The sequence below is a fragment of the Niallia alba genome, from assembly GCF_012933555.1.
In the GTDB taxonomy this organism is placed as follows: Bacteria; Bacillota; Bacilli; order Bacillales; family Cytobacillaceae; genus Niallia; species Niallia alba.
Window position 1 is genome coordinate 2287289 of record NZ_JABBPK010000001.1, and the last position, 22568, is coordinate 2309856.

Here is a 22568-nt window from a genome sequence, read left to right on the forward strand (position 1 = left end):
AAAGTAGAATTTTTCATCGTGAATTTTTAATGGGGAATAAGTTGAAGTATATGGTAAGACTATGATAGCGATAAACTTTAAATAAACCCTGCTCATAGAACAGGGCTTTGGTTAATCCTTAAAATCTCCCTTAAGAATAGAGTACATATATAAATCATCAAATTTTCCGCATGTATATTCATAATGTCTTAATAAACCTTCACGTAAGAAACCGTGTTTTTCCACTAATTTTTGTGAAGATATATTTAATGGCTCGATTAATGCTTCGATTCTTTCTAAGTTAAGATGCTGGAATCCATAAGCAAGCACAGCTTCTAACGCCTCGCCGGCGATGCCTTGGCCCCAATACTTTCTGCTTAATTCGTAGCCTATTTCGGATTTATAATGCTTTGGCTGCCTATTTAGAAAACCGCAGCTACCGATCACGGTATCCTCATTTTTTAATGTAATGCACCATCTTATTCCAGTGCCTTTTTCCCAGATTGATTTGTACCAATCTATTTCCTCTAAGACATCCTCAACAGACTTGTATGGTTCAAGCCCCATATGTTGAACAACTTCTTGATCAGATAAGTATGTAAACATATCTTTAGCGTCTTCAGAAGTTACGTTTCTTAAGCGTAAACGCTCTGTTTCGATAATTGGGAATGTAGTATGAGTAAAATGTTTGTGGGAGAATAAATATCCTTTTTGTCTAGTTGGGGGACGCGTCCTCCAACTAGACAAAAAGGCCACCAAGCGAGAGCGCGGTAGCTGGAAAAAATTAAGCATTAAAAAAGAGAGCATCCTTTTGTAAAGTAGAATTTGGCGAAAACTACGAAAAGGAGAGGCTCTCATGAATCAATGTAACACAAAAATGCCATCATTAAAAGAATTGGAAAAAACTTTATTTCGAACACTACAAATGACGTTTCAAGAAATCCTTATTCAAACGTTAGAAAATTGGGATCAAGAGATTGCCAAGCAACGAGACAAAAGAAGATTTGCTTTACGTGATAAACGAGAAATACGATTAGATACAGCGTTTGGAGCTGTGGAGCTGAAGCGTAATTATTATTTTGATCGTGTGACTAAAAAATATATTTGTCTATTAGATCACTATTTACAGTTTCAGGGGAATAAGGGATTTAGTCCGCTACTAGAAGAATGGGGGTTAGAACTAGCGACGAATGGCTCCTCCTATCGAAAGGCGGTGGAAACGTTCGAACAATTTTTAGGCTATTCGGCGATGAGCCACGAAGCATTACGGCAACATCTTCTTCAAACAAGCGTACTTCCCGCTAAGGAAAAACGCCCTTTTCAAAAGGTATTGTTTGTAGAAGTAGATGGATTATATGTGAAGAGTCAAGAAAAGAAAAAGCGTGGATGGGAGTTGAAATTCGCCGCTGTACACGAGGGATGGAAAGAAAACGGAAAGCGAATCAGGCTCCGAAATAAAAGGCATTTTCTTTATGAAGGAAAAGAACCCTTTTGGGAAGCTTTTGAAACGTTCTTACAGAATCATTATGCGTATGATCCTACCCAAACCTTGCTTATTATTAATGGTGATGGAGCAGGCTGGATAACGGCATGTCGGGAGTATTTTCGGGAACGCGCCTTTTTCACCATGGACCGTTTTCATGTCGCTCGTTCGATGAAGCAACTAATGAAGAGCCATCCTCGATACCGCTACATGAAAAGAGCGTTAAGAAACTACCAGGTAGAAACATTACTTCTAGAGTTGAATAGCGCAGTAGGAACAATGGATACACCAGAAGAAGAAGAAAAACTAGAGCATTTCCTTGCCTTTTTAACGCATCATCAGGAAACCATAAAAGATTACCGTAGTTGGTTACAGGAAAAAGGTGTGGACACGACAGCGTATCGTCCAATGGGAAGTGCAGAGGCGATGATGAATCAATTAGCCAAACGATTAAAGAATGGAAGAGCATGGAGCAAAAAAGGGGTCATGAGCATGGCGCGCTTGTGGATTGGATTGAAGGATGACCTATCCATCCAAACGATATATGGGAAATGGGAAAAAGCCACGGAAAAATCAAAGAAAGAGCATCGACCGAAAAGAAAAATACCCACAAAATTAGTAACAGAAACCGTGCGTCAGAACATGCCATACTTAAATCAAGCGATTGGAAAACCCGTTCACTTTGCCTTACAGGGATTAAAAGGTTTTTAAAAAATGAGAGAATCAACAGTTGGAAGAACAAAACCAATTGGAAAGCGGATACAAACTTAGAGGTTTTACTTTATAAAAAAGGGAGCTAAAAAAACTCCCACAAAAACTTGACTCAATCGGGAATGTATGCTTCATTGACAATGCTCCTTAATAGTAAATACAATAGACTTTAGTACATACTTCAACAAACGAACGGATAAATCCTTTTTTTTCTATATTTTCATGATAGAAGGAAGCGTCTGTAAGAATAACATGCAAGAATTTTGGAGGAGGAAGGGATACAATGGATTTGGAAACCGTTATGCAAGAACTCGAAGCACTTGGAAAGGAAAGGCTGAAAAAGATGTATATGAACAATGGTGCTAAGGAGCCAGTTTTTGGTGTAGCAACTGGGGCGATGAAGCCGATTGCTAGAAAAATAAAGAAAAATCAGCCTTTAGCTGAAGAGTTATATGCAACGGGTAACTATGATGCCATGTATTTTGCTGGTGTCATTTGTGATCCTCCAATTATGACAGAGGAAGATTTTGAGCGATGGATAGATGCTGCTTATTTTTATATGCTGTCCGATTTCGTGGTGGCAGTATCTTTAGCAGAAACAAATTTTGCCCAAGCTGTTGCTGATAGATGGATTGAGAGCGGGGAAGAACTACGAATGTCAGCTGGGTGGAGTTGTTATTGCTGGCTTTTAGGAAATCGACAGGACGCTGAATTTAGTGAAAGTAAGCTTGCGAGTATGCTCGATCAAGTGAAAAATACAATTCACCAATCTCCAGATACGGTGAAATCGGCGATGAATAACTTTATTGCTACTGTGGCTATTTCCTTTGTGCCCCTTCATGAGAAAGCAGTCGAAACTGCTAAAGATGTAGGATTAGTGGAAATTAAGAAGGGCAAGAAAAAAAGCACTGTTTCTAATGTTTCGGAAAGAATTCAAAAGGAAGTAGATAGAGGCATGCTTGGCTTTAAACGTAAATATGTAAGATGTTAAACCTAATCAAACTTTCCAAGTAGAATAGCGAAACAAAGGCCAAATTCCCCTATAGTCAAAAAGGGAAATTTGGCCTTTTGTTTTATTGTCATTCTTTAAAGCCTTTCCTAAACCAGAAAGCAAACTTTTTAACAAGATATAAAACAATTAGATCAATACTGACAGCAAACCACCAATGCCAGTCAATATCATGCACAAGATCACTGCTTCTCTCTATTAAAAACATATAAAGATGCATACCGTTACTGAAAATTAGGTAATGAATCCATACTCTTATCCAATTCTTCTTTTCCGGATAATAAAGAATGAAAAAAACAGCAAAGGTCGGCAAAACTAAATAATAGAGGGAGAAACTCATTTTTGTTGCCTGCTCAAATTCTCGGTATGGAAAGCTTACTAACTTCATATTTACTTGGATAAGTTGAAATATCCATGCTGTAGCATGAGCAAATAAAAAGATAATTTGAAAATACCGTTTTTTCTCTTTTGGAATAAATTTAATGAGTAAAAACAAACAGACAATCCATGAAAGAAGTAAAATAACTAGTTCCTTATTCATTTATATTTCCGTTCCTTTTAGCTCTTTTTTAAATCAATTATAATAGGTATGGTTAATAAATAATGTGACCATTACGGATATTAGTGTATAAGAGCCGTGCCAACTTTGATAGTCCACGAGTTCTGTATGTCTCTCTATGATAACTTCCAGACAAGTGAAGAATCCAGCAAAGAGGAAGTAATAAAAGAATGTACCGATTTTCCTGAATTTTTTAGGGAAGTATTAACTAAAAATAATCGCTGTTACGGGAAAAAGAAAAAATTCAAACGTAAAACTAGAACGATTAAATTCGTTTGCAAAGGAGAAAAGCTGAATTGGATAGTCAATCATTTTCCATTCAACTGCAAGTAATCCAGCAGGCCAAGTGATAATCTGCAGGGATAAAAATAATACCCACGCTTCTCTAGCTTTTTTTCTCGGAACAAACAAGAAAATAGCAAGAATGCTTATTGCAATAATTCCGACTAAAATCCATCTTTCCATATTCATGGTAACTTCACCTGCTCAAATAGATAGTTAATCATAGTATTACCATTAGGAAAGAAAGTATCCGAAAAGTGAAGTCCTAGTTTATTAAGTTATATTGATTTTTCTATTTTTTGGATAAAACGATAATATGTAATAACTAAATATAATAAAAAAGGATTAAGTAAAGCGGAATACCACCATTTCCACCAACCATAATGGAAGTAGCCCCAAGGTTCTGGGAAAAGGGCAATGAATTCATAGAGTAAGAAAGCAAAATTCCATAGGCAGATGGCAATTATTTTCTTTGTAATAGATTTCTTGAATGGAAAGCAATTGAGAAAGAGTATATTAACTGGAGGTACTAAAAATAAAGCATACAATAAAACATGCCACTCTATTGCTATCGTAAAATACCAATATGCATGAAGCTTAAAATCAATTATTATATCAAATAATAGTTGAAACGCTATGGAAAAAATATAGATATGTAGAATTTGATTTTTGTTTAAATGTTTATTTAATCGGAAAGCACAGTAGTTAAAAACAAATATTGAAATTATTAAGCCAACCACATTGATCATTTCTCCTATCATTGCATAATATTTCCTTTATTTTACTAAATTATACCTGAAATTTAAATAGTAATTTCTTACATTTAGAGTCATTTATAAAGATGCAAAATGATTCTTAAAAAGTATTTTTTTAATGTGTTTATATTTGTAACGATTTTAGTTGTCTATAGAGGAATGGGAAGAGTTAGTTGCTAAACATAAATGCTAGATTGCGATTTTGGGATTCTTATATACAATGGGTTGCCCTTTTAACGAAGAAAGTTGGAGCGGTGGAGATTAGAAGAGGGGATTCGATGATAAAACAGCAAACATATTTACTGCTTGCTGTCTTTATCATAATGTTTCCAAACATAACCATTAAACTTTAGATTTTGTATTTGTTAATAGGGATTAGAAATGAGACTAATTCTAGAAACAATTGTAACATCAAATTATCACCTGCCTGATCATATATATTGAGGTAGAAGTAAGATAATGCACTTATTTCATTAAAATTAAATTTGGTTATCTGTACTATGTAAGTTCTCCAAGAATCAGGAGAAAAAAATGCTGTTTTTCAATAGCCAAATCGAAATGAATGCATATGATAAAGTGGATGGACAACCAATATTTTTGCCAGCTAGGAACAAGCAAAAGCTCTGCTCATTCATCCTGAGTAGAGCGATTTTTTATCCCACTCTTAACGGACAGTAAGACTCCCCCAAGCTTATGAGTATACGAGGAAGAAAGGTGGGAGATTAACTGTCCGTAAAGGTCCGATTAGTTCAACTAACCATCAGTGGGGGAGCAAGGAAAACCCCCACTGATGGTTAGTTGAACTTTATATAACTAATAAGGAAGCTCAATAATCAATGCTTTTTTGATTAATGTGTATGGATATCTTATCTGGGGACGTTTTTTCTTGCTTTGAAGCTGATGGGTGGTTGGATTCGGCTTGAATCAGGCGGACCGATGATAACAGATTCTTTCAGTGCTGAAAATGCATCAGCAACCTTTTTTGAATCTATTCCATAAGCTGCTTCAAATACTTCTGGCGGAGTTAGGCGCAATGTATCAGAACCTTCCGCACTTTCAAATTGGTCATTATTAAAAAAGAGATGTAAATGCAATTTATCTGTGGCTGGTCGAATCCAGTGCCACCACGCCATTGGTATAAATACTACATCACCAGGTTTTGCATGGTAATGATGCAGTTTCCGTGTATCAGGATCAACAATGGAAATCATCGCTTCTCCTGATACAATGACATCCAATTCCCAAGCATTTGGATGCCAATGGGGTTCTCTCATATGTCCTTTTGTTAAAAATAAATCGACAAATGACCCACCAATCATGGCTGGCAACTGAGTAGAGGTTACTTTATAAGCGATATTTTCTGGATTTCTTTCAAAAAGCACATTGTCACGCGTATTATAAATAAGATTGGGAGTTCCGCTTGATTGATGAATATTAGTGTTATCAGGAATATAGCCCGACTTTGACATGAAATTTGCCTCCAATACATAAATTTTGGCACAAAGAAAAGGAATAGTATCTTATTTTTTTATATGCTTTTGAAATCACAATGGTGATAAAGAGGAAATGGCAAGAAAAACAGACTGGGACAAAACAAAATATATAATAGATAAAGACGAACAATCTCTAATTTCGTGGCGAAACCAACTCGTTCCATCATTTTTTTAAAAGAAAATATAATGAGTAGGAAATACAAAGCAGACGGAATACACGCAGCTCCATGGAAAGCGAAGTGCCTTCAGGCTGCAGGTGATCACCGCAAACCGTCTTTCTTAAAATGAATAAAACCCCAAAACAATTATACGAACTTTTCTTATCATGTACGTATAATCGTTCGGGGTTATTTGGTTGAAAATACTTATGTTTCAGCTTCTTTTTTATATAAAATTAATTATTTAAATCAGAAAGACCAGGTGCATGTTCATTTGGCATATCTGGTAGCTCTGGAACTGGATAACCTTGAGGTGGTGGAACAACATTCAAGTCGCCGTTATTTCGGCTAGGGGTTGTTCCTTGGAAAATCTCACCGATTCTTGTATTATCGAGCCTGAAATTAAATTGTGCATTATGGAAGCCCATGTCCACATATTTTCGACATTCTGGATATTTATTAATATCATAGTTAGGAACAGGAAGAATTTTTCCCCAATCTACGCCTAATGTTTCTAATGCTTTAGCGAAGGCATTTTGATGCGCGTTATCGCGGACGATTAAAAAGGCAATTGTTTCTCTTAATGTTTTGTTGTTGCTCATTTCATAAATTCGTGATTTTTGCAGCACTCCTGTTGACTCTAGAACAACATTATTTAAGAGATTTGCGATTAGATTCCCATGATCATATACCCAAGATGCATTCCAGGGATTCCCCCCTGCATCAACAGGAAGAGAGGATTTAGCGCCCATAATATAATGATGGGGGTTAGCGCCGCCTTTGATTACATCATCTAAAGGTGCACCGTCACTGGCTAAATTACCTGGCATATTTTCACCTGAGTCGTTCAGCAATTGATTAATCGTGGATTGAACAAGTTCTACATGGCTAAGTTCTTCCAAAAACACCCCGCGGATAAGATCACGATATTGCTTTGCTTTTCCGCGGAAGTTGGCACTTTGAAAAGAGAACTGCATCATTGTTCTCATTTCTCCAAATTGCCCACCTAATGCTTCTTGCAACACTTTTGCGGCATTGGGATCTGGCTTGTCGGGGACAATCATATTGATTAAATCTTCTCTATAAAAATACATGCGTACATCTATCTCCTTTTTCATAATCTGCACATCCCTTTTATCATTCCAAAAGAGGATAAGGCTATACAGGAAGCTTCAAAAATGGAAATTTTTTGATAGGAAAAGGTGTTTGCTTTTGTTAGAGTAAATGTAGTAATTATTTGATGGAGGGAAAAATATGAATAGGTTAGTCATCATGACGGTTGGCATGACGCACAGTGGAAAGTCAACATTTGCCCAGATGCTAGAAAGCAGGCTTAGAAATGCGCTTGTTATTGATCAAGATAATCATGCTGAATTTTTACAGACATATTATGAAAAACTTTTGCCAAAGGATGGAGCTAATCATATTAAACATGCCCTGACAAAAACAATCGTGGATTATGCTGTTAATCATTCTAACTGTCATCTTATTTTAAGTAATGCTAATCGTAATCGCGAAAGTCGGATGGAATTGCTTCGATATTATAAAACAAATGGTTTTATGACGGTCCTTGTACATTTTAATCTTCCGATAGACCTACTAAAGGTGCGAATTGCCAAAAGTGAGCGGGATATATTACGTTTAAGAACGGCGTCTACTTACGAAGAGATTCTTAATCGTCAGCATGAGCAAACAGGGGGCATGGCACTAGATCCAGCAGAAGGGGAAGCCGATTATCTATTCACAGTGAAGCAGGAAGAAGATGTACCTATTATTAGGGATTTGATTGTTAATCTTACAAAAGGTTAGAGCATTAATTATAAACATGCTGCTAAAAAATATGGTTCCTGAGTGAAGAGTGCAGTTTCCTCGGCTCCATTCCACTCAGGATTTTTAATCTTTTTTATCTAATAAGGCAAAAAAATCTTAAAAAACATCATTTTCCTTAAATAAATAGTAAGATAATAACTTCTCTGTATTTGCTTTTAATTCTGTATTAGCAAATCGATGGACTTCGTGATAGTTTGCTACATAGTAATGGTATTCGGTAAAGTTCTTATCCAAATTGCCCTTTATTAGTTTTATTTTCTTTTGACGCATTTTTTCCTTGAATCCTTTTAAGTCATCTTGGACTTTTTTCATCGTATGTTCAATTAAATTTAGATAAACTTGATTAAGTTTAAAGGGAGTTGTTTTTGCTTGCTGGTAATCTCTTTCTAAAACAGTTAGTAAGAGGGGCAAATAAATGAGATGTTCCAGTATTTTTGTGTCTTCCTTTGATAGTCTATTCATGGTGATTTCCTCTAAATTACAAGCGTTCCACATCGATCAGCAGATGAAATGGAATATAGTGAATGGTATTGGTTTCTTCCTCAATTCGAAGTTCTCTTTTTATGTAGTCAATAAAAACGGTTCTTCCAATGAGTATTTCGATAAACCCATTTTTAAATAATGAAAATTGCAGGAACAAATGGTATTCCATTCCTTCGTGAATCAGTAAATCGATATCATTTAACTTTTCTTGATCTAATTTTGGTTTTTTCACTTTCTTCTCATTTAATAGCTCTTCCTTCACAGAAGCAACATGTTCTGGCAGCATTAGCGCTACCCATTTTTTTGTTCCACGGTCTTTAATCATGAAAACACACTCCTTCTATCTATTATAATAACTAGAACGCTTGTTCCTTTCAATATATTTTTAAGAACGTTTGTTCGTTTTTAGTGTATGCTAAATGAACAAATATATGTAAATGAAAAAATGCGCAGAGTATGAACACAATGGAAGATGAATCACGTCCGATACTTTTTTGTGAATAGAAACAAATCTATAGGGAGTTGATTTTCGAAAAGGAACAAAAAGAAGGAGAGGGCTGAGCCTCACCTTTGGATAGAAAGAGAACAAAAGTCTCTTATTTAGTAGGCCTTTCCAGCGTTAATAGCTCGTCTTCAAGAGAGCTTGCTCTTTCTTCGACTATTTTTCTGGCATCCTTAACCCCAGCATTGTAAAAATGAGGAGCAAGGGATTCCTTCACAAAGTCTAGTACTCTTTCTGCGGCAAATTCAGAAATCTCTTCCTCTCTTTCTTGTGAGAAGAAGTATTGAATATCTGCAATCATGGCATTTTGCTGTTCTTTTGTAAGCTTATAAAACATCGTAACTCCACCTTTTTTTATTTTGGGCTCTTTTCCCATTCTTCGCGCAGCAAACCATAGATAACATGGTCTACATAATGGTCATAAAGCCATTCCGCTTGTCTGATTATTCCTTCTTCTGTAAACCCTAGTCTTTCTGGAAGTGCTCTGCTTTTTTTGTTTTCGGTTGCTGCAGCAATTTCGATACGGTTAAGATTTAATTCAGTGAATCCATATGAAATAAAAGCTTGGCATGCTTTTGTCATAATTCCATTTCCTTGATATTCTTCACCTAACCAGTAGCCAATTTTCCCAATCTTACTCGTACGGTTAATCTCATTGTAGCCGATTGTTCCAGTTATACTTCCTTTATACAGGATGGCAACAGATTTTGGGTAGCCTCCTGTTTCAAGAATTCCTTGAAGCCTTTGGCGAATATTCTCTTTTGTGTCATCTACTGTTTGCGTGTAATCGAGCCAGCCGAGCCATTCTTTTAAATAAGTTTTATTTTTCATTGTTAATTGAAAAAATTCTTCCGCATCGTCTAAACGAAACACTCTTAAGGTTAAATCCTCATTGATTGTATACTGAAACATCTATGTGTCCCTCCAGTTAAATTATGTATGTTCTTTCATTGTAAGGGAAATCGATTGGAAGTTCATTACTTTTTTTCTTCGTGAACACAATAGTTGTAATTCGAGACATCTCCTGTTTTAATAGGAGAAGAAGTGATCATTTTGCTTTACGATTATTGTGTTTTCTTAAGGAGGATATATAGATAGTGGAAATAGGAATAAGTACATTTGTGGAAACTACACCAGACCCACATTCAGGGAAGGTAGTTAGCCATGCAGAAAGAATTCGCCAAGTAGTAGAGGAAATTATTTTAGCAGATAAAGTGGGGTTAGATGTCTTTGGTGTAGGGGAACATCATCGAAAAGATTACGCAGCCTCAGCACCTGCGATGATTTTAGCAGCAGCTGCCACACAAACAAGTCATATCCGTTTAACAAGCGCAGTTACCGTTCTTTCTTCCGATGATCCAGTCCGCGTGTTTCAAGACTTTGCAACTTTGGACGGATTATCTAATGGACGTGCCGAAATTATGGCTGGCCGCGGTTCCTTTATTGAATCATTTCCGCTCTTTGGCTATGATTTAAATGACTATAATGAATTATTTGATGAAAAATTAGACTTGCTTTTAAAATTGCAAGCATCAGAGAAAGTAACATGGAGTGGAAAGCATCGTGCAGCCATTAATAATCTAGGCGTCTATCCTCGTCCAGTGCAAGATCCATTGCCAATATGGATTGGAAGCGGAGGAAATAGTGAGTCTGTAGTACGTGCCGGGATTCTTGGTTTACCGCTAGTTCTAGCAATTATTGGAGGAAATCCAGCGCAATTTGCACCTCTTGTAGATCTCTATTACCGTGCAGTTGAGCATGCTGGCCATGATCCGAAAAAGTTAACGGTTGCTTCTCATTCTCATGGGTTCGTTGGAGAGGATACACTACTCGCAGCAGATGCTTTCTTCCCGTCTACCCAATATGCAATGAATGTACTTGGAAAAGAAAGAGGATGGGGACCTTATACAAGAGAAACCTTTGATGCAGCCCGGAGTGAAAACGGAGCACTGTATGTAGGAGATCCACGCACAGTAGCAGATAAAATTATTGCTTTGCGCAAAAACGTTGGTATTACTCGTTTTATGCTCCATGTTCCTGTTGGCAGCATGCCCCATGATCAAGTGATGCGAGCAATTGAATTGCTTGGTACAGAAGTAGCTCCACTTGTCCGCAAAGAAATCGCAGCATGGGAAAGTGAAAGCTAAAAAATATCGGGAATGCTTCTTAGCGAGCATTCCCAATATTTTTATCTGATACGATAAATTTTTGAAACCAGTAATTAAGAAAAGACAGGCCATATGAAGTCAAGAATAAATGAATAGATGTGAATTTTTTCAATTTATAGAAGCCTACTTTTTGAAAAAATGCATTTAACGGATAAGCAAAAATAAGATCCATGATTAAATTTACTAATGTATATACAAGAAACCTTTTATGTGTTAAATGAAATATCCAAATATTAATGACTACAAAAGGGCCGAATATAAATCCCAATGCATCTGCGACTAGTGAGTTTAATCCACCTTTTACTTTCCACCATTTAAAGATAAGGGATAAAAGTGTTTCAACTAAAAGAATAGAAGCAGAGAAAAAAGTGACGGGAATAAATTTTTTGATAATTGATTTTGGAAGAAACAACAGGCTTCCCCAACTTATTAAAACCATGCATATTCGCAAAAAAACAATCGACATAGGTCGCCATCTCCATTTTAAAAGTTTTTAATGGTGAAAAATGAAACCGTTTTTAGTTTTCGTCAATTTTTCGATACTATCCTAAAAATGATAATTTGAATCGAAAAATATACAGTAGCGAAAGTTGATCTGTGTCTGTGAGCGTAAGCCGTACAAAATAAAAAATCCATCATTAATTAATGATGGATTGACAGTAAGGACAAGTGATATCAGTTACCTGCTTAAATTCAATTCGTTTAAAGTCAGATCTTTTAAAGGTGGAATACGATTTATACTTCGATCCACACATACAATAATTTTTGTCCTTTACAACATGTCTAACACACGGTTTTTCATCAGTTACTACAGTTGGGTAAAACATAACCATAACATTCCTCTTTTCTAATTTTATAAGGCAAATTAGACAGGAAGATTTTATTAACAAGATATACGATATAATCTTGGCAACCCGGCTGCCATAGCAGTTGCTTTAGGCCCGTGGCTTTGCGTCTTTTACTTTCGTAAAATTTGCCCAAATTTAATTTTACCATGTTATTCCGTTAATTCAAGGTATATAGTCATGATTTTTTTATATTTTTGTAAAAAAAGTGAGTTTATAGTCCTATTTATTGTCTAGTAAGCAGAAATGGAAAGGATAAATAATGATTTTAATCCGCATGTTTGGGGATATCAGCCAAAAATTCGATATATCAGCCAAACGCAAAAGGAAATCAGCCAAAAATTCAATATATCAGCCAAACGCAAGAAGAAATCAGCCAAAAATTCAATATATCAGCCAAACGCAAGAAGAAATCAGCCAAAAATTCAATATATCAGCCAAACGCAAGAAGAAATCAGCCAAAAATTCGATATATCAGCCAAACCAAACAATCATAAGAAAAAACTAAAAACTAAGGCGTACTCACTCCAGGAATTACGCCGAAAGGGATTTCTTCTCCAGCTTAGATATTAGCTTATAATATTTTATTAAAATAAATAATAAGATCGGGTTAATGAGAAACGAGTAGGAGAGTCGCCACCAGCCATAATGAAAATAACCCCATGGAGATGGGAGTAAAGTGAGCCACTCATATCCTACAATGATAAAATTCCATATGAAAATAAATAAAACTTTATGTAGAACACTCTTTTTCATCGGATAAAGATTTAGGAAAATAATATTGACAGGTGGTACTAAAAATAAAATGTGAATAATGGATTCCCAATCCACTTCTGATTTACTGAAGTACCAGTAGGCATGGTATCCTACATCTACATATAAATCAAAAAGTTGCTGGAAAGAGATAGTGAATAGCCATATATGTAAAATTTGGTTCCATGTTAATTTCTTATTTGTTTTATAAGCAATAAAGTTAAATAAAAAGACAGAGAGCAATAATCCAATCATAGCAATCCCCTTAAGCAATCAGATAGTTATACTATTTACTTTTTTGATTAGATTATCCTGTTTTTTAAATTTTTACATATCCTCTTCCTCGAATATATCCTTTAACATTTTCTCACGATATTGTAAAAAGTATTTAGTGATTTGATAGTGCTCCGTATTTTCGTACTCTGTTTCCTCTATTTGGTCTCCATCAAAGCTCAGTATCGTTGCATTAGGATACCCTAATAGAATAGGAGAATGGGTGGCAATAATAAATTGGCAGTCTTCTGTTTCCGCTAAATCATGGAGGATGCGGAGAAAGCTTAGTTGCCGTTGCGGTGATAATGCTGCTTCAGGCTCATCCAGTAAATAAATTGCTTCTCCTTTAAAGCGATGAAGAAAGAGAGAGAGAAAGGATTCACCATGCGATTGCTCTAATAATGATTTACCACCATAGCTTCCATATTTTTTTTTCAGATCGAGCTCATCCAGTTGATCAATATGTGTAGCAAATTGATAAAAAGATTCTGCCCGTAGAAAAAATCCATTCGTTAGCTTAGTAGGGGACCAGGATAGCTGCAAATATTCTCCTAAATCGGACTGGGAAGAATGAACGTCATAACTGTTATTTCTGCCGCCGCCTGCTGTGTTGAATTGGCATTGATAGCTAATAGCTTCAAGTAAGGTAGACTTTCCAGATCCATTTTCCCCAACGAAAAACGTCACCTTACTTTTGAAATCAAGAGAGCCTAAATTGCTAAGGGCAGGGATAGTAAAAGGATATTGACTTTTTGACAGGATATTTTCCTCTTTTAATCGGATTCTCTTTAGCATTGATACACCTCATTTTTTATTTTGGCTGTTTTCGTAAAGTTTGTTGCGATTACCCGCAGCCGGAATACACTTCGCTTTCCGTGGGGCTAAGCTTAAGCCTCCTCATTCGCTTCTGGGGTCTCAGACTGTCTCGCTAATCCCCGTGGCGTCTCGTGTATTCCAGCTGCTCCAATTTTCCAACTAATTGTTTTTTTCTATTGAAAAAAACAACAATTCTTTAGAAAACAGCCTTTATTTTTTATGCCCGCCAAGAAGCTGAGCTCGTTGTAAGGCAGTACCGCCAGAAGTGTAGGAAACAGCACGGAGGAGAGCGGTCGATCCATAGCGATTTCGAATAGTATCAACAACATATCCAAGCTTTCTTTTTTTCCAGCCACCTGTATCAAATAAATCTAATTGCATGTCATAATCATTCTCTAATTTTGTAATAGAAACAGAAATTTGTCTAACAGTTTGTCCCCGGTAGTTTTCCTGAAACAATTCCAGACAAACTTGATAAATAATCATGGTTATATTAGTTGGATTTTCGATTGTTCGAGAGCGCAGAAAACCGCCGCTGAATTCATCTTTGCTGTATGAAATACCTAATGTGACCGTCCGCCCTGCATGATGGTTGCTTCGTGCTCTTTTGGCTACATCTTCACACATTTCAAGGAGAACAGATTTAATTTCCTGGAGTTTCTTATAGTCCCGTAATAAAATTTGGCTTTTACCATAGCTGATTTGTCCCTGCATAATGGGGGCGCCGATTTCAGATAAATCAATTCCCCAGGCATGATGGTAAAGCTGGTTACCCATAATGCCAAATTTTTTCTCCAGCAACGCTAAATCATAACGCGCTAATTGGCCAACAGAGAAAATCCCCATATTATTTAATGTTTTTTCCGTTCGTTTTCCAATCCCCCACATATCGCGTAAAGGGGAAATAGGCCATAACTTATGAGGAATGTCTTCATAAGACCAGCTGCTGATTCCGTTATCTGCTTTTTTTGCTTCTAAATCAAGGCAAAGCTTTGCCATAAGCATATTTGGGCCGATTCCAATAGTGGAAGGCAAACCAAACTCCCGCATAATATCCGCTTTTAGTTTCTGTGCTATTTCCAATGGGGAGCCTAAGCTTTTTTCCATTCCGCCTACATCAAGAAAGCTTTCATCGACAGAGTAGGTATGAACAGCAGAAGGAGGGACGTATCGAAAAAACAATTTCGTTATTTCGGTCGATACCCGAACGAATAGTCCCATTTGTGGATTACTTACGATAATTCTAGAATCATCTGGTATTTCAAAAAGTCTAGAGCCTGTTTTTATGCGAAAGTCTTTCTTCATGGCAGGAGATGCCGCTAGAACAACGCTACCTTTTTGTTCGGTATTTCCGACCACAACAAGATGGCAAGCGAGGGGATCTAATCCTTTTGTGACAGCGGTAATGCTCGCATAGAAGCTTTTTATATCAATACACAGAATCGCTCTATTGGGAAATTGCGTATAATCAAACACGGTAATGCTCCTTTTTTAATCGTTTTGTATGTTTACTAAGCTGTGAAAAGGAATAGAGTGCGTATGATTATTCGTATCTAGAATACGAAGCTCACGTTTTAAATGATCAATATAGGTTGTTTGGCCGGTTAAACGATAAATCGTCCCATTTTTAAAAATATCATAGTGAAGCAAAAGATTATATTCGATTCCTTCGAGTAAAAGTAGTTCCATTTCTTGTATTTTATCTTCTTCTAAAATAGGCATTTTTATTTTTTTTGCTTCCTCTAGAGCGTCTTTTATACTTTGAACATGCTCTGGCAACATCATCGCTGTCCATTTAATTGTGCCTCGATCACGTAGCATTTTAAATCATCTCCTCAGTGGCTCTATTATAACAGAACAAATGTTCGTAATCAAGAAGAGATAAAAGAAAAATAACTTGTAAAATGAGGAAAAAGATTATAACGTTTAAAATTTTGCGCATCCAAAATTATCAAAAGAATTCTTAATAATCAATAAAACAAGAATTGACAACAAGAATTTATCGTGCTAATATTTTGTTAATTCGAAAAAGTGAATAAAAACTCTTATGTAGAGAGGTGGAGGGACTGGCCCATTGAAACCTCAGCAACCATTCTTTTTAAAGAAAAGGTGCTAATTCCAGCAAAGCCATTCATGGCTTTGAAAAATAAGAGGGGGATAAAGATACAAGACGGAGCCTCTCTTATTTTATAAATAAGGGAGGTTTTTATTTTTCTCGTAATGAACGAAAAAACTGAATAACCGCAAATAGGTGCTGTGAATTCCACTTCATAGCTTAAAAGGGAAGACCGGTTAGAGTCCGGCACGGTCCCGCCACTGTGAGGAGGAGCAAATTCTCATATCCACTGTCTTTTTTAGATGGGAAGGGGAGAAGGAGTGATGATTCTAAGTCAGGAGACCTGCCTATTTTGTAAGCAAGCTACTCTACGTGGATATAGAGGAGGGAGAATATGTGTTGGGATAAAGATTGTCTCAATTCTAGTTAGTGCTGAACTTAAATGAGCGTATCTCATAAAAGTCTGACTCCACTATTTATCTAAGAAGCAAGAAGGTAGAGAGCTTCTATATAGATACAATGTGGACGTCAGACTTTTTTTACTAACTTTTGCCTGAGATAAAAAAATAGGAAATGGGGAAGCAGAATGTACAAAAGTTCTAATTTAGGCTATCCGAGAATTGGAGAAAAAAGAGAATGGAAAAGAGCATTGGAGCGTTACTGGAAGGGTGACTGTTCGGAAGAAGAGCTTTTGCAAGAAACGAAGAACCTTCGATTGAAAAACTTACAGAAGCAAAAGTTGCAAGGAATTGATTTAATTCCTGTCGGTGATTTTAGTTTCTATGACCATGTATTAGATACGGCTACTATGTTCGGGCAAGTGCCATCAAGATTTGCTTATAATGGGGGCAAGGTTCCTTTACAAACTTATTTTCAGATTGCGCGTGGAAATACAACTGCAGTAGCAGCAGCAATGAAAAAGTGGTTCAATACAAACTATCACTATATAGTACCTGAGCTCGGGGAAAGAAAGCCAACATTAACAGAAAATCGTCCGTTGTTCTTTTATCGGGAAGCAAAAGAAGCATTAGGAATCGAAGGAAAACCAGTATTGTTAGGACCACTGACCTTTATAAAATTAGCAAAAGGCTATGAAGAAGATAAACTGGAAGAAACAGTGGCATCTTATCTTCCTTTATATGCGCAGATTTTAAAGGAGCTAGAAGCAGAAGGAGTGAAATGGATTCAAATAGACGAACCATATTTAGTCACAGATGTTACACCAAGAGAATGGCAAATAACGCAGCAAATATATCATACCTTGCAAGAGGCGGCACCAAAATTAAAGGTGATTCTTCAAACCTATTTTGACGCCGTGACAGATTATGAAACTATCATTTCTTTACCTGTAGCAGGAATCGGCTTAGATTTTGTTCATGATGACGGACAACATTTAGCATCTATTCAGCAATACGGATTTCCTGAAGATAAAATCCTTGCAGCAGGCATTATTGATGGCAGAAATGTGTGGAGAACTAATTTAGAAGAAAAATGGGGCTTGCTTGCGAAGATCCAGAAGGCTGTAGGAAGTGAAAATATCATTATCCAGCCATCATCAAGCTTACTTCATGTACCAGTAACGGTGAAGGAAGAGCAAATAGATCCAATTGTAAAAGTAGCACTTTCTTTTGCTGATGAAAAATTGCAAGAAATAAGTACGTTAACAGAGGGAGTCAGAAAAGGAAAAGCAGCCATTCAAGCACAAATCGACCAAAGTGTAGAAGCAATTAGCAAATTAAACGCTTCCTCAGCAAGAAATAATCAAATCCTTCATGAAGAATTAAATAGAGCTTCTGATAAGCCAGAAAGAAGTGAAAATGTAACGATAAGACAGCAAGCACAACAAGGAGCTTTTTCGCTCCCAATTCTTCCGACAACCACGATTGGAAGTTTTCCGCAGACCAAGGAAGTACGAAAGGAGCGGTTAAGATGGCGAAAAGGAGAAATAACCAATGAAGAATATGAAACTTTCATTCAAGCAGAAATAAAAAAATGGATTGAGATTCAAGAAGACTTAGGATTAGATGTATTTGTACATGGAGAATTCGAACGGACAGACATGGTTGAATATTTTGGTGAAAAACTAGCTGGTTTTCAGTTTACAACATACGGTTGGGTTCAATCCTATGGTTCCCGCTGTGTGAAACCACCTATTATTTATGGAGATGTAGCGTATGTGAAGCCAATGACGGTGAAAGAAACCGTCTATGCTCAAAGTCTGACAACTAAGCCTGTAAAAGGAATGCTGACAGGACCGATTACGATTTTAAACTGGTCCTTTGTAAGAGATGATATTTCAAGAGCAGAAGTAGCGAAACAAATAGCTTTCAGCCTTAAGAAAGAAGTGGAGGAGCTCGAGAGAAACGATATTCGCATGATTCAAGTAGATGAGCCGGCCATTCGTGAAGGGTTGCCATTAAAAAAGGAGAGATGGAAACCATATTTAGACACAGCAGTTTACTCTTTTAAACTTGCAACAACTTCTGTGGAAAAAGAAACGCAAATTCATACACATATGTGTTATTCAAATTTTGAAGACATTATTGATGCCATCGATGCTCTGGATGTGGATGTAATTTCGATCGAAACTTCCAGAAGTCACGGCGAATTTATTCAAACATTTGCGAAGAAAACCTATGATAAAGGAATCGGGCTTGGCGTATATGATATACATAGTCCTAGGGTGCCAACAAAAGAAGAAATTACCCAAAACATTGAACATGCTTTAGGCGTTCTTGATCCACACTTGTTCTGGATTAATCCGGATTGCGGATTGAAAACAAGAAATGAAGAAGAAACAATCGGTGCATTAGAGGTAATGGTAGAGGCAGCAAAAGAAACAAGAGAAAAACTAGTAGTGAAGAATTTGTGAAAGATCCCAAAAAACTTGTGACATTAGTCGCGAGTTTTTTTTAGGGGGGTAGTTAAATGGAACTACAAGAGATTCAGCGCCTATTTCCAAGTGAAGATGGAAACAAAGAGCAGCAACAGTATTTACTAGATTTAAGGAATAGATTAATTAAAGAGGTAGATTCCTATAAGAATCCGAATAAATCTATTCTTGGGGAAACAAAGAACAGAGATGATGATTTTTATCGGCAGCTAGTGGAGCAATCAATCGTTCTACAAAGTGGAAAAATATGTAAGCAGTAGTTGAAGATTTACTAGAATTAGTAAAAGGACATCCATACCATACACATAAATTTGTAACCAATGTATTACCGATGGCAAGTATTCCAGGGATTATTGGAATGCTGACAACCATTCTTGTAAATGGAAATAATTTATGGGATGTATATGGACCAGCTGGAGCTGAAGCTGAGGTGAAGGTTGTTTCCATGATGTCTAAGTTAGTAGGATACGATCATACGAAAAGCTTTGGATATACAACATGGGGCGGACAAGGGGCTGTATTTACAGGTTTACGCTTAGCTATTGCGAAAAAATATCCCAAAGCAAAAGAAGAAGGGATTCCTTCTAATTTATATTGCTTTGCATCAGAAGGCGCTCATTATAGCTTACTAAAATCGGTCGAAGCAACAGGAATCGGAAGCAACCATTTAATCCGTGTGAAAACAACAGAAGATCATTCGATGGACATTGGTGATTTAAAAGAGAAATTAGTAAATGTAATCGAAGCGGGCGGCATACCTATATATATTGTAGCAACAACTGGTACAACTGACTCGTTTGGAATTGACAATGTAAAAGAGGTAAAAGATGTAATTGCATCCTTAATGGATACATACGGAATAGAGGATATTCATGTCCATGCGGACTCCGCATTAGGTGGCTTTTATAGTCTTTTTACCTCTTATGATTTTGAAAAAAAACCATTGCAATTTGAAGAAAATGTGTTAGAAGGATTAGCTAGTATTAAAGAACGCATGCAGTATGTATCTTTAGCAGATAGTTTGTGCTTTGATTTCCAAAAGCTTGGACAGACACCTTATTTAACAAGCTTATTTTTAGCAAAAGACGGAGGCTCTCTAGGTTTACTAGATTTAGAAGAATTTGAGACTCCATATGTTGGTAATCATGGTTATGGCAGCTATCATACTGGTTATACACTAGAATGCTCACGAGTGGCAAGTTCGATTGCGATTTATGCCGCATTACAAGCTTTTGGAGTCGAGGGCTATCAACAAATACTAGCAAACTATGTTCGTGTTAATCTAGCATTCCGTGAAAAATTAGAAAAGCAGTTTCCAACTGTTTCCGTTATTAATCCTACGATTGGGCCTGTTAGCGTATTCCGTTTATACGCAGAGAAAGCAGAATGGAAGGAAGAAATGGCTGGTAAATCATCAAGCACAGCAATCGAACAAATGAATCAGCTAAATCAGAAGTTATTCGAACTACTCGGAAGAGATAGAGAAGAATACTTTTTTGGGGATACGAAAAAGGTGTGTATGATTGCAGCAAACGATTCAGAAGAACGTTATCCAGTATATGCTTCCAAATTTTTCTCTATCTCTCCTTTTACAGAAGAAAAGCATATGGATGAAATCATTGAATTTTTGAAACCAAGAATAGCAGAAGTCCTAAAAAACGCTGAATTAGTGACAGAACAGGAGGAAAAAGAACTTGAGCTTAGCTACTAAGAAAAAACAAAGTTCTATCTTTAAGAAAAATTTACAAGGATATTTACTCCCGCTAATTATTAGTAGTTTAATCTTTACTGCTGTTACGATAGTATTTACGCGAGGAATCGTTGAAAATCAAGTATTAAAAGGGTTTGAACAAACAATAGAAGCCAATCTTCAAGTAGCTGCTAATGAAATTGAACGAGAATATATAGAAGAAGCAGAAAAAGGAAATCAAGAAGCATATCAAAAGCTGCTTAGTCCATTAAATGACTTAAAAGCACAAACAAACGTAGAAAATGTCTACGTCTTAGGGAAAGCTGGGGATGATGGACATATCATTGCCTTAAGTGAGACAGATGAGAACGGAAGCGAATATCGATTTACGGATGAGATGAATCGTGCATTAGCAGGAGAAAAATTATTCAGTGAAATTTATGAAGATGAATTTGGTACCCACAAATCTATATTTGTACATGTGGATGGGACACAAGCAATACTTGGGATAGATATGGATGCTTCTTTTATAAAAGAATTATACGCACAAATTATCTATGTATTGGTAGGCCTTATTTTAATCGTATTACTACTTGGTAGTCTTATTGCATACTGGATGAGCAAACGTATTTCTAAACCAATTGTAGCATTAGCAAAATATGTAGAACCTCTGGCAGAAGGAGATTTCACTAGTGAGACATTAAAGGTGACATCTAATGATGAAATAGGCGCTTTAACAGCTAATGTTAACAAAATGGTAACACAACTAAAAGATTTAATTGGTGAGGTATCCATCAACTCGGAGCAAGTAGCAGCAACTTCTCAGCAACTATATTCTAGCACCGAGCAAACAAGCTCTTCTATTAGATGATTAATGACTCGATACAAGAAGTAGCATCTGGAACAAATGAACAAACAAATGCAATTGAAGAAATTAGTGGGGCAGTAGAAAAAATTGCGCATCATTTAGAAGATATGACTGGGAAAATTAAAGAGGTTACGAATGCTGCAACAGGAACAGCCGAAATTTCAGAAGAGGGCTCGAATGTTGTAGGCAAAGCGATTAAGCAAATGCAAATTATTAATACGAATGTTAGCGAATCGGCTGATGTCATTAAGTATTTACATGAAAGTTCTAATCAAATTAATGAGATAGTTACTTTGATTACAAATATTGCTGGGCAAACAAATTTACTAGCGCTAAATGCATCGATCGAAGCAGCACGTGCTGGAGAGCATGGAAAAGGATTTTCGGTAGTAGCAGAAGAAGTTCGAAAGCTTGCAGAAGAATCAGCTAGCGCGGCAAATCAAATTAGTGAAAAAATCGTCTTCATCCAAGATCAGCCGATTAAAACTGTTGAGACGATGTCAAAAGGATATGAAGCCGTTCGAACAGGCATTATGACTGTGGACGAAGCAGGCTCTTCATTTGAAAATATTCGCAAGTCTGTTCATATTGTCGCAAATCAAATTTCAGCTATGGAAGAAAAAGTGGTTGAAATGAACGAAAGTGGCAGCAAAATCGCCACATCACTGGATAACCTATCTGAGAGCTCTAGCGAATTTTCAGGACATGCCCAAAATGTGTCCGCCGCATCGGAAGAGCAAACAGCTGTGATGGAAGAAATGGTGTCAGCAACAAACACTTTATCTCAAATGGCAGAATCACTACAAACAATCGTAAATAAATTTAAACTTTAATACTACTAAAAAGGGGGAGCTTCCTAAATTATTGATTGTATCATTCAAGATGCTGTCTAATTTATGGGTCGCTCCTTTTTATATGGTGAGATCTGTCAAAGATTCGCCATAAAGTTTTGAGCAAAAAGC

At 36.6% G+C, this 22568-nt stretch carries 24 protein-coding genes, 2 pseudogenes and 3 riboswitches; of the genes and pseudogenes, 10 read left to right on the top strand and 16 right to left on the bottom strand.

Annotation, left to right across the window (positions count from 1 at the left end):
• Nucleotides 1-111: 111 nt before the first annotated feature.
• On the bottom strand, nucleotides 112-642 hold the full coding sequence (locus HHU08_RS10845; protein WP_328823068.1) for a GNAT family N-acetyltransferase: 531 nt from the start codon (nucleotides 640-642) through the stop codon (nucleotides 112-114).
• 193 nt (nucleotides 643-835) lie between these two features.
• Between HHU08_RS10845 and HHU08_RS10850 the strand changes: the two genes are divergently transcribed.
• Entirely contained in the window at nucleotides 836-2173 is a 1338-nt protein-coding gene (locus HHU08_RS10850) for an ISLre2 family transposase (RefSeq protein ID WP_169188423.1), read from the top strand.
• A gap of 283 nt (nucleotides 2174-2456) precedes the next feature.
• Nucleotides 2457-3164, top strand: a complete 708-nt coding sequence (locus HHU08_RS10855) for a DNA alkylation repair protein (protein ID WP_016204684.1) — start codon at nucleotides 2457-2459, stop codon at nucleotides 3162-3164.
• 88 nt (nucleotides 3165-3252) lie between these two features.
• Here HHU08_RS10855 and HHU08_RS10860 read toward each other — a convergent pair whose 3' ends face one another.
• From HHU08_RS10860 to HHU08_RS10870, 3 genes and pseudogenes are all read right to left on the bottom strand, one after another.
• Nucleotides 3253-3723 (bottom strand): CBO0543 family protein, encoded by a 471-nt coding sequence (locus HHU08_RS10860; RefSeq protein WP_016204683.1) that lies wholly within the window; start codon nucleotides 3721-3723, stop codon nucleotides 3253-3255.
• 33 nt (nucleotides 3724-3756) lie between these two features.
• Nucleotides 3757-4212 (bottom strand): annotated as a pseudogene (locus HHU08_RS25695) (CBO0543 family protein).
• An 89-nt stretch (nucleotides 4213-4301) separates the two neighbouring features.
• Entirely contained in the window at nucleotides 4302-4784 is a 483-nt protein-coding gene (locus HHU08_RS10870) for a hypothetical protein (protein WP_016204681.1), read from the bottom strand.
• A 167-nt stretch (nucleotides 4785-4951) separates the two neighbouring features.
• On the opposite strand from HHU08_RS10870, the gene HHU08_RS10875 reads away from it, so the two are divergent.
• Nucleotides 4952-5131 (top strand): hypothetical protein, encoded by a 180-nt coding sequence (locus tag HHU08_RS10875; RefSeq protein WP_040344164.1) that lies wholly within the window; start codon nucleotides 4952-4954, stop codon nucleotides 5129-5131.
• A gap of 513 nt (nucleotides 5132-5644) precedes the next feature.
• On the opposite strand, the gene HHU08_RS10880 is transcribed toward HHU08_RS10875, so the two are convergent.
• Nucleotides 5645-6247, bottom strand: coding sequence for a cupin domain-containing protein (locus HHU08_RS10880; protein ID WP_169188424.1), 603 nt, complete (start codon nucleotides 6245-6247; stop codon nucleotides 5645-5647).
• A 418-nt stretch (nucleotides 6248-6665) separates the two neighbouring features.
• Nucleotides 6666-7523, bottom strand: a complete 858-nt coding sequence (locus HHU08_RS10885) for a manganese catalase family protein (RefSeq protein WP_101730570.1) — start codon at nucleotides 7521-7523, stop codon at nucleotides 6666-6668.
• A 160-nt stretch (nucleotides 7524-7683) separates the two neighbouring features.
• On the opposite strand from HHU08_RS10885, the gene HHU08_RS10890 reads away from it, so the two are divergent.
• Nucleotides 7684-8238, top strand: coding sequence for an AAA family ATPase (locus tag HHU08_RS10890; protein WP_169188425.1), 555 nt, complete (start codon nucleotides 7684-7686; stop codon nucleotides 8236-8238).
• Nucleotides 8239-8355: 117 nt separating this feature from the next.
• Here HHU08_RS10890 and HHU08_RS10895 read toward each other — a convergent pair whose 3' ends face one another.
• From HHU08_RS10895 to HHU08_RS10910, 4 genes are all read right to left on the bottom strand, one after another.
• Nucleotides 8356-8721, bottom strand: coding sequence for a hypothetical protein (locus HHU08_RS10895; RefSeq protein ID WP_016204677.1), 366 nt, complete (start codon nucleotides 8719-8721; stop codon nucleotides 8356-8358).
• 16 nt (nucleotides 8722-8737) lie between these two features.
• The gene (locus tag HHU08_RS10900; protein ID WP_169188426.1) at nucleotides 8738-9067 is read right to left on the bottom strand and encodes a YolD-like family protein; all 330 of its coding nucleotides are present in this window, start codon (nucleotides 9065-9067) and stop codon (nucleotides 8738-8740) included.
• A 271-nt stretch (nucleotides 9068-9338) separates the two neighbouring features.
• A complete protein-coding gene (locus HHU08_RS10905; protein ID WP_016204675.1) occupies nucleotides 9339-9581 on the bottom strand; it encodes a DUF2164 domain-containing protein in 243 nt (80 codons plus the stop codon).
• Nucleotides 9582-9598: 17 nt separating this feature from the next.
• Nucleotides 9599-10156, bottom strand: coding sequence for a GNAT family N-acetyltransferase (locus HHU08_RS10910; RefSeq protein ID WP_016204674.1), 558 nt, complete (start codon nucleotides 10154-10156; stop codon nucleotides 9599-9601).
• Between the two features lie 185 nt (nucleotides 10157-10341).
• On the opposite strand from HHU08_RS10910, the gene HHU08_RS10915 reads away from it, so the two are divergent.
• The gene (locus HHU08_RS10915; RefSeq protein ID WP_101729976.1) at nucleotides 10342-11391 is read left to right on the top strand and encodes an LLM class flavin-dependent oxidoreductase; all 1050 of its coding nucleotides are present in this window, start codon (nucleotides 10342-10344) and stop codon (nucleotides 11389-11391) included.
• A 19-nt stretch (nucleotides 11392-11410) separates the two neighbouring features.
• Here the strand turns inward: HHU08_RS10915 and HHU08_RS10920 are convergent, their stop codons facing one another.
• Together HHU08_RS10920 and HHU08_RS10925 are read right to left on the bottom strand one after the other, a co-directional pair.
• Nucleotides 11411-11878 (bottom strand): hypothetical protein, encoded by a 468-nt coding sequence (locus tag HHU08_RS10920; RefSeq protein ID WP_101729975.1) that lies wholly within the window; start codon nucleotides 11876-11878, stop codon nucleotides 11411-11413.
• A gap of 172 nt (nucleotides 11879-12050) precedes the next feature.
• The gene (locus tag HHU08_RS10925; protein ID WP_145999680.1) at nucleotides 12051-12245 is read right to left on the bottom strand and encodes a hypothetical protein; all 195 of its coding nucleotides are present in this window, start codon (nucleotides 12243-12245) and stop codon (nucleotides 12051-12053) included.
• 72 nt (nucleotides 12246-12317) lie between these two features.
• A riboswitch (cyclic di-GMP riboswitch) is annotated at nucleotides 12318-12400 on the bottom strand.
• Between the two features lie 119 nt (nucleotides 12401-12519).
• On the opposite strand from HHU08_RS10925, the gene HHU08_RS10930 reads away from it, so the two are divergent.
• Nucleotides 12520-12765 carry a hypothetical protein gene (locus tag HHU08_RS10930; RefSeq protein ID WP_169188427.1) on the top strand — a complete coding sequence of 82 codons (246 nt, stop codon included), beginning with the start codon at nucleotides 12520-12522 and terminating at the stop codon, nucleotides 12763-12765.
• A 26-nt stretch (nucleotides 12766-12791) separates the two neighbouring features.
• Here the strand turns inward: HHU08_RS10930 and HHU08_RS10935 are convergent, their stop codons facing one another.
• The 4 genes from HHU08_RS10935 to HHU08_RS10950 form a co-directional block, all read right to left on the bottom strand.
• On the bottom strand, nucleotides 12792-13265 hold the full coding sequence (locus HHU08_RS10935; RefSeq protein WP_101729973.1) for a hypothetical protein: 474 nt from the start codon (nucleotides 13263-13265) through the stop codon (nucleotides 12792-12794).
• 72 nt (nucleotides 13266-13337) lie between these two features.
• Nucleotides 13338-14078, bottom strand: coding sequence for an AAA family ATPase (locus HHU08_RS10940; RefSeq protein WP_016204669.1), 741 nt, complete (start codon nucleotides 14076-14078; stop codon nucleotides 13338-13340).
• Between the two features lie 231 nt (nucleotides 14079-14309).
• A complete protein-coding gene (locus HHU08_RS10945) occupies nucleotides 14310-15575 on the bottom strand; it encodes a Y-family DNA polymerase (RefSeq protein WP_169188428.1) in 1266 nt (421 codons plus the stop codon).
• A gap of 15 nt (nucleotides 15576-15590) precedes the next feature.
• Nucleotides 15591-15920, bottom strand: a complete 330-nt coding sequence (locus HHU08_RS10950) for a YolD-like family protein (RefSeq protein WP_016204667.1) — start codon at nucleotides 15918-15920, stop codon at nucleotides 15591-15593.
• Between the two features lie 221 nt (nucleotides 15921-16141).
• A riboswitch (SAM riboswitch) is annotated at nucleotides 16142-16252 on the top strand.
• A 79-nt stretch (nucleotides 16253-16331) separates the two neighbouring features.
• A riboswitch (cobalamin riboswitch) is annotated at nucleotides 16332-16520 on the top strand.
• Between the two features lie 221 nt (nucleotides 16521-16741).
• Between HHU08_RS10950 and metE the strand changes: the two genes are divergently transcribed.
• The 4 genes and pseudogenes from metE to HHU08_RS10970 all read left to right on the top strand — a co-directional run bounded on the left by metE (nucleotide 16742) and on the right by HHU08_RS10970 (nucleotide 22439).
• Nucleotides 16742-19027, top strand: a complete 2286-nt coding sequence (metE, locus tag HHU08_RS10955) for a 5-methyltetrahydropteroyltriglutamate--homocysteine S-methyltransferase (protein ID WP_169188429.1) — start codon at nucleotides 16742-16744, stop codon at nucleotides 19025-19027.
• Between the two features lie 56 nt (nucleotides 19028-19083).
• Nucleotides 19084-20759 (top strand): annotated as a pseudogene (locus HHU08_RS10960) (pyridoxal phosphate-dependent decarboxylase family protein).
• Complete coding sequence (locus HHU08_RS10965) at nucleotides 20743-21609, top strand: HAMP domain-containing protein (RefSeq protein ID WP_016204664.1); 867 nt, start codon at nucleotides 20743-20745, stop codon at nucleotides 21607-21609. The pseudogene HHU08_RS10960 and the gene HHU08_RS10965 overlap by 17 nt, the downstream one beginning before the upstream one ends.
• A complete protein-coding gene (locus tag HHU08_RS10970) occupies nucleotides 21606-22439 on the top strand; it encodes a methyl-accepting chemotaxis protein (protein ID WP_016204663.1) in 834 nt (277 codons plus the stop codon). Before HHU08_RS10965 ends, HHU08_RS10970 begins: the two co-directional genes overlap by 4 nt.
• Nucleotides 22440-22568: the final 129 nt, after the last annotated feature.

Bases quoted from the DNA above. Each gene is read 5' to 3' on its own strand.
- HHU08_RS10850 (WP_169188423.1), top strand. From the start codon at position 836: ATGAATCAATGTAACACAAAAATGCCATCATTAAAAGAATTGGAAAAA.
- HHU08_RS10855 (WP_016204684.1), top strand. From the start codon at position 2,457: ATGGATTTGGAAACCGTTATGCAAGAACTCGAAGCACTTGGAAAGGAA.
- HHU08_RS10860 (WP_016204683.1), bottom strand. From the start codon at position 3,723: ATGAATAAGGAACTAGTTATTTTACTTCTTTCATGGATTGTCTGTTTG.
- HHU08_RS10870 (WP_016204681.1), bottom strand. From the start codon at position 4,784: ATGATAGGAGAAATGATCAATGTGGTTGGCTTAATAATTTCAATATTT.
- HHU08_RS10880 (WP_169188424.1), bottom strand. From the start codon at position 6,247: ATGTCAAAGTCGGGCTATATTCCTGATAACACTAATATTCATCAATCA.
- HHU08_RS10885 (WP_101730570.1), bottom strand. From the start codon at position 7,523: ATGTATTTTTATAGAGAAGATTTAATCAATATGATTGTCCCCGACAAG.
- HHU08_RS10890 (WP_169188425.1), top strand. From the start codon at position 7,684: ATGAATAGGTTAGTCATCATGACGGTTGGCATGACGCACAGTGGAAAG.
- HHU08_RS10895 (WP_016204677.1), bottom strand. From the start codon at position 8,721: ATGAATAGACTATCAAAGGAAGACACAAAAATACTGGAACATCTCATT.
- HHU08_RS10900 (WP_169188426.1), bottom strand. From the start codon at position 9,067: ATGATTAAAGACCGTGGAACAAAAAAATGGGTAGCGCTAATGCTGCCA.
- HHU08_RS10905 (WP_016204675.1), bottom strand. From the start codon at position 9,581: ATGTTTTATAAGCTTACAAAAGAACAGCAAAATGCCATGATTGCAGAT.
- HHU08_RS10910 (WP_016204674.1), bottom strand. From the start codon at position 10,156: ATGTTTCAGTATACAATCAATGAGGATTTAACCTTAAGAGTGTTTCGT.
- HHU08_RS10920 (WP_101729975.1), bottom strand. From the start codon at position 11,878: ATGTCGATTGTTTTTTTGCGAATATGCATGGTTTTAATAAGTTGGGGA.
- HHU08_RS10925 (WP_145999680.1), bottom strand. From the start codon at position 12,245: ATGGTTATGTTTTACCCAACTGTAGTAACTGATGAAAAACCGTGTGTT.
- HHU08_RS10930 (WP_169188427.1), top strand. From the start codon at position 12,520: ATGATTTTAATCCGCATGTTTGGGGATATCAGCCAAAAATTCGATATA.
- HHU08_RS10935 (WP_101729973.1), bottom strand. From the start codon at position 13,265: ATGATTGGATTATTGCTCTCTGTCTTTTTATTTAACTTTATTGCTTAT.
- HHU08_RS10940 (WP_016204669.1), bottom strand. From the start codon at position 14,078: ATGCTAAAGAGAATCCGATTAAAAGAGGAAAATATCCTGTCAAAAAGT.
- HHU08_RS10950 (WP_016204667.1), bottom strand. From the start codon at position 15,920: ATGCTACGTGATCGAGGCACAATTAAATGGACAGCGATGATGTTGCCA.
- metE (WP_169188429.1), top strand. From the start codon at position 16,742: ATGTACAAAAGTTCTAATTTAGGCTATCCGAGAATTGGAGAAAAAAGA.
- HHU08_RS10970 (WP_016204663.1), top strand. From the start codon at position 21,606: ATGATTAATGACTCGATACAAGAAGTAGCATCTGGAACAAATGAACAA.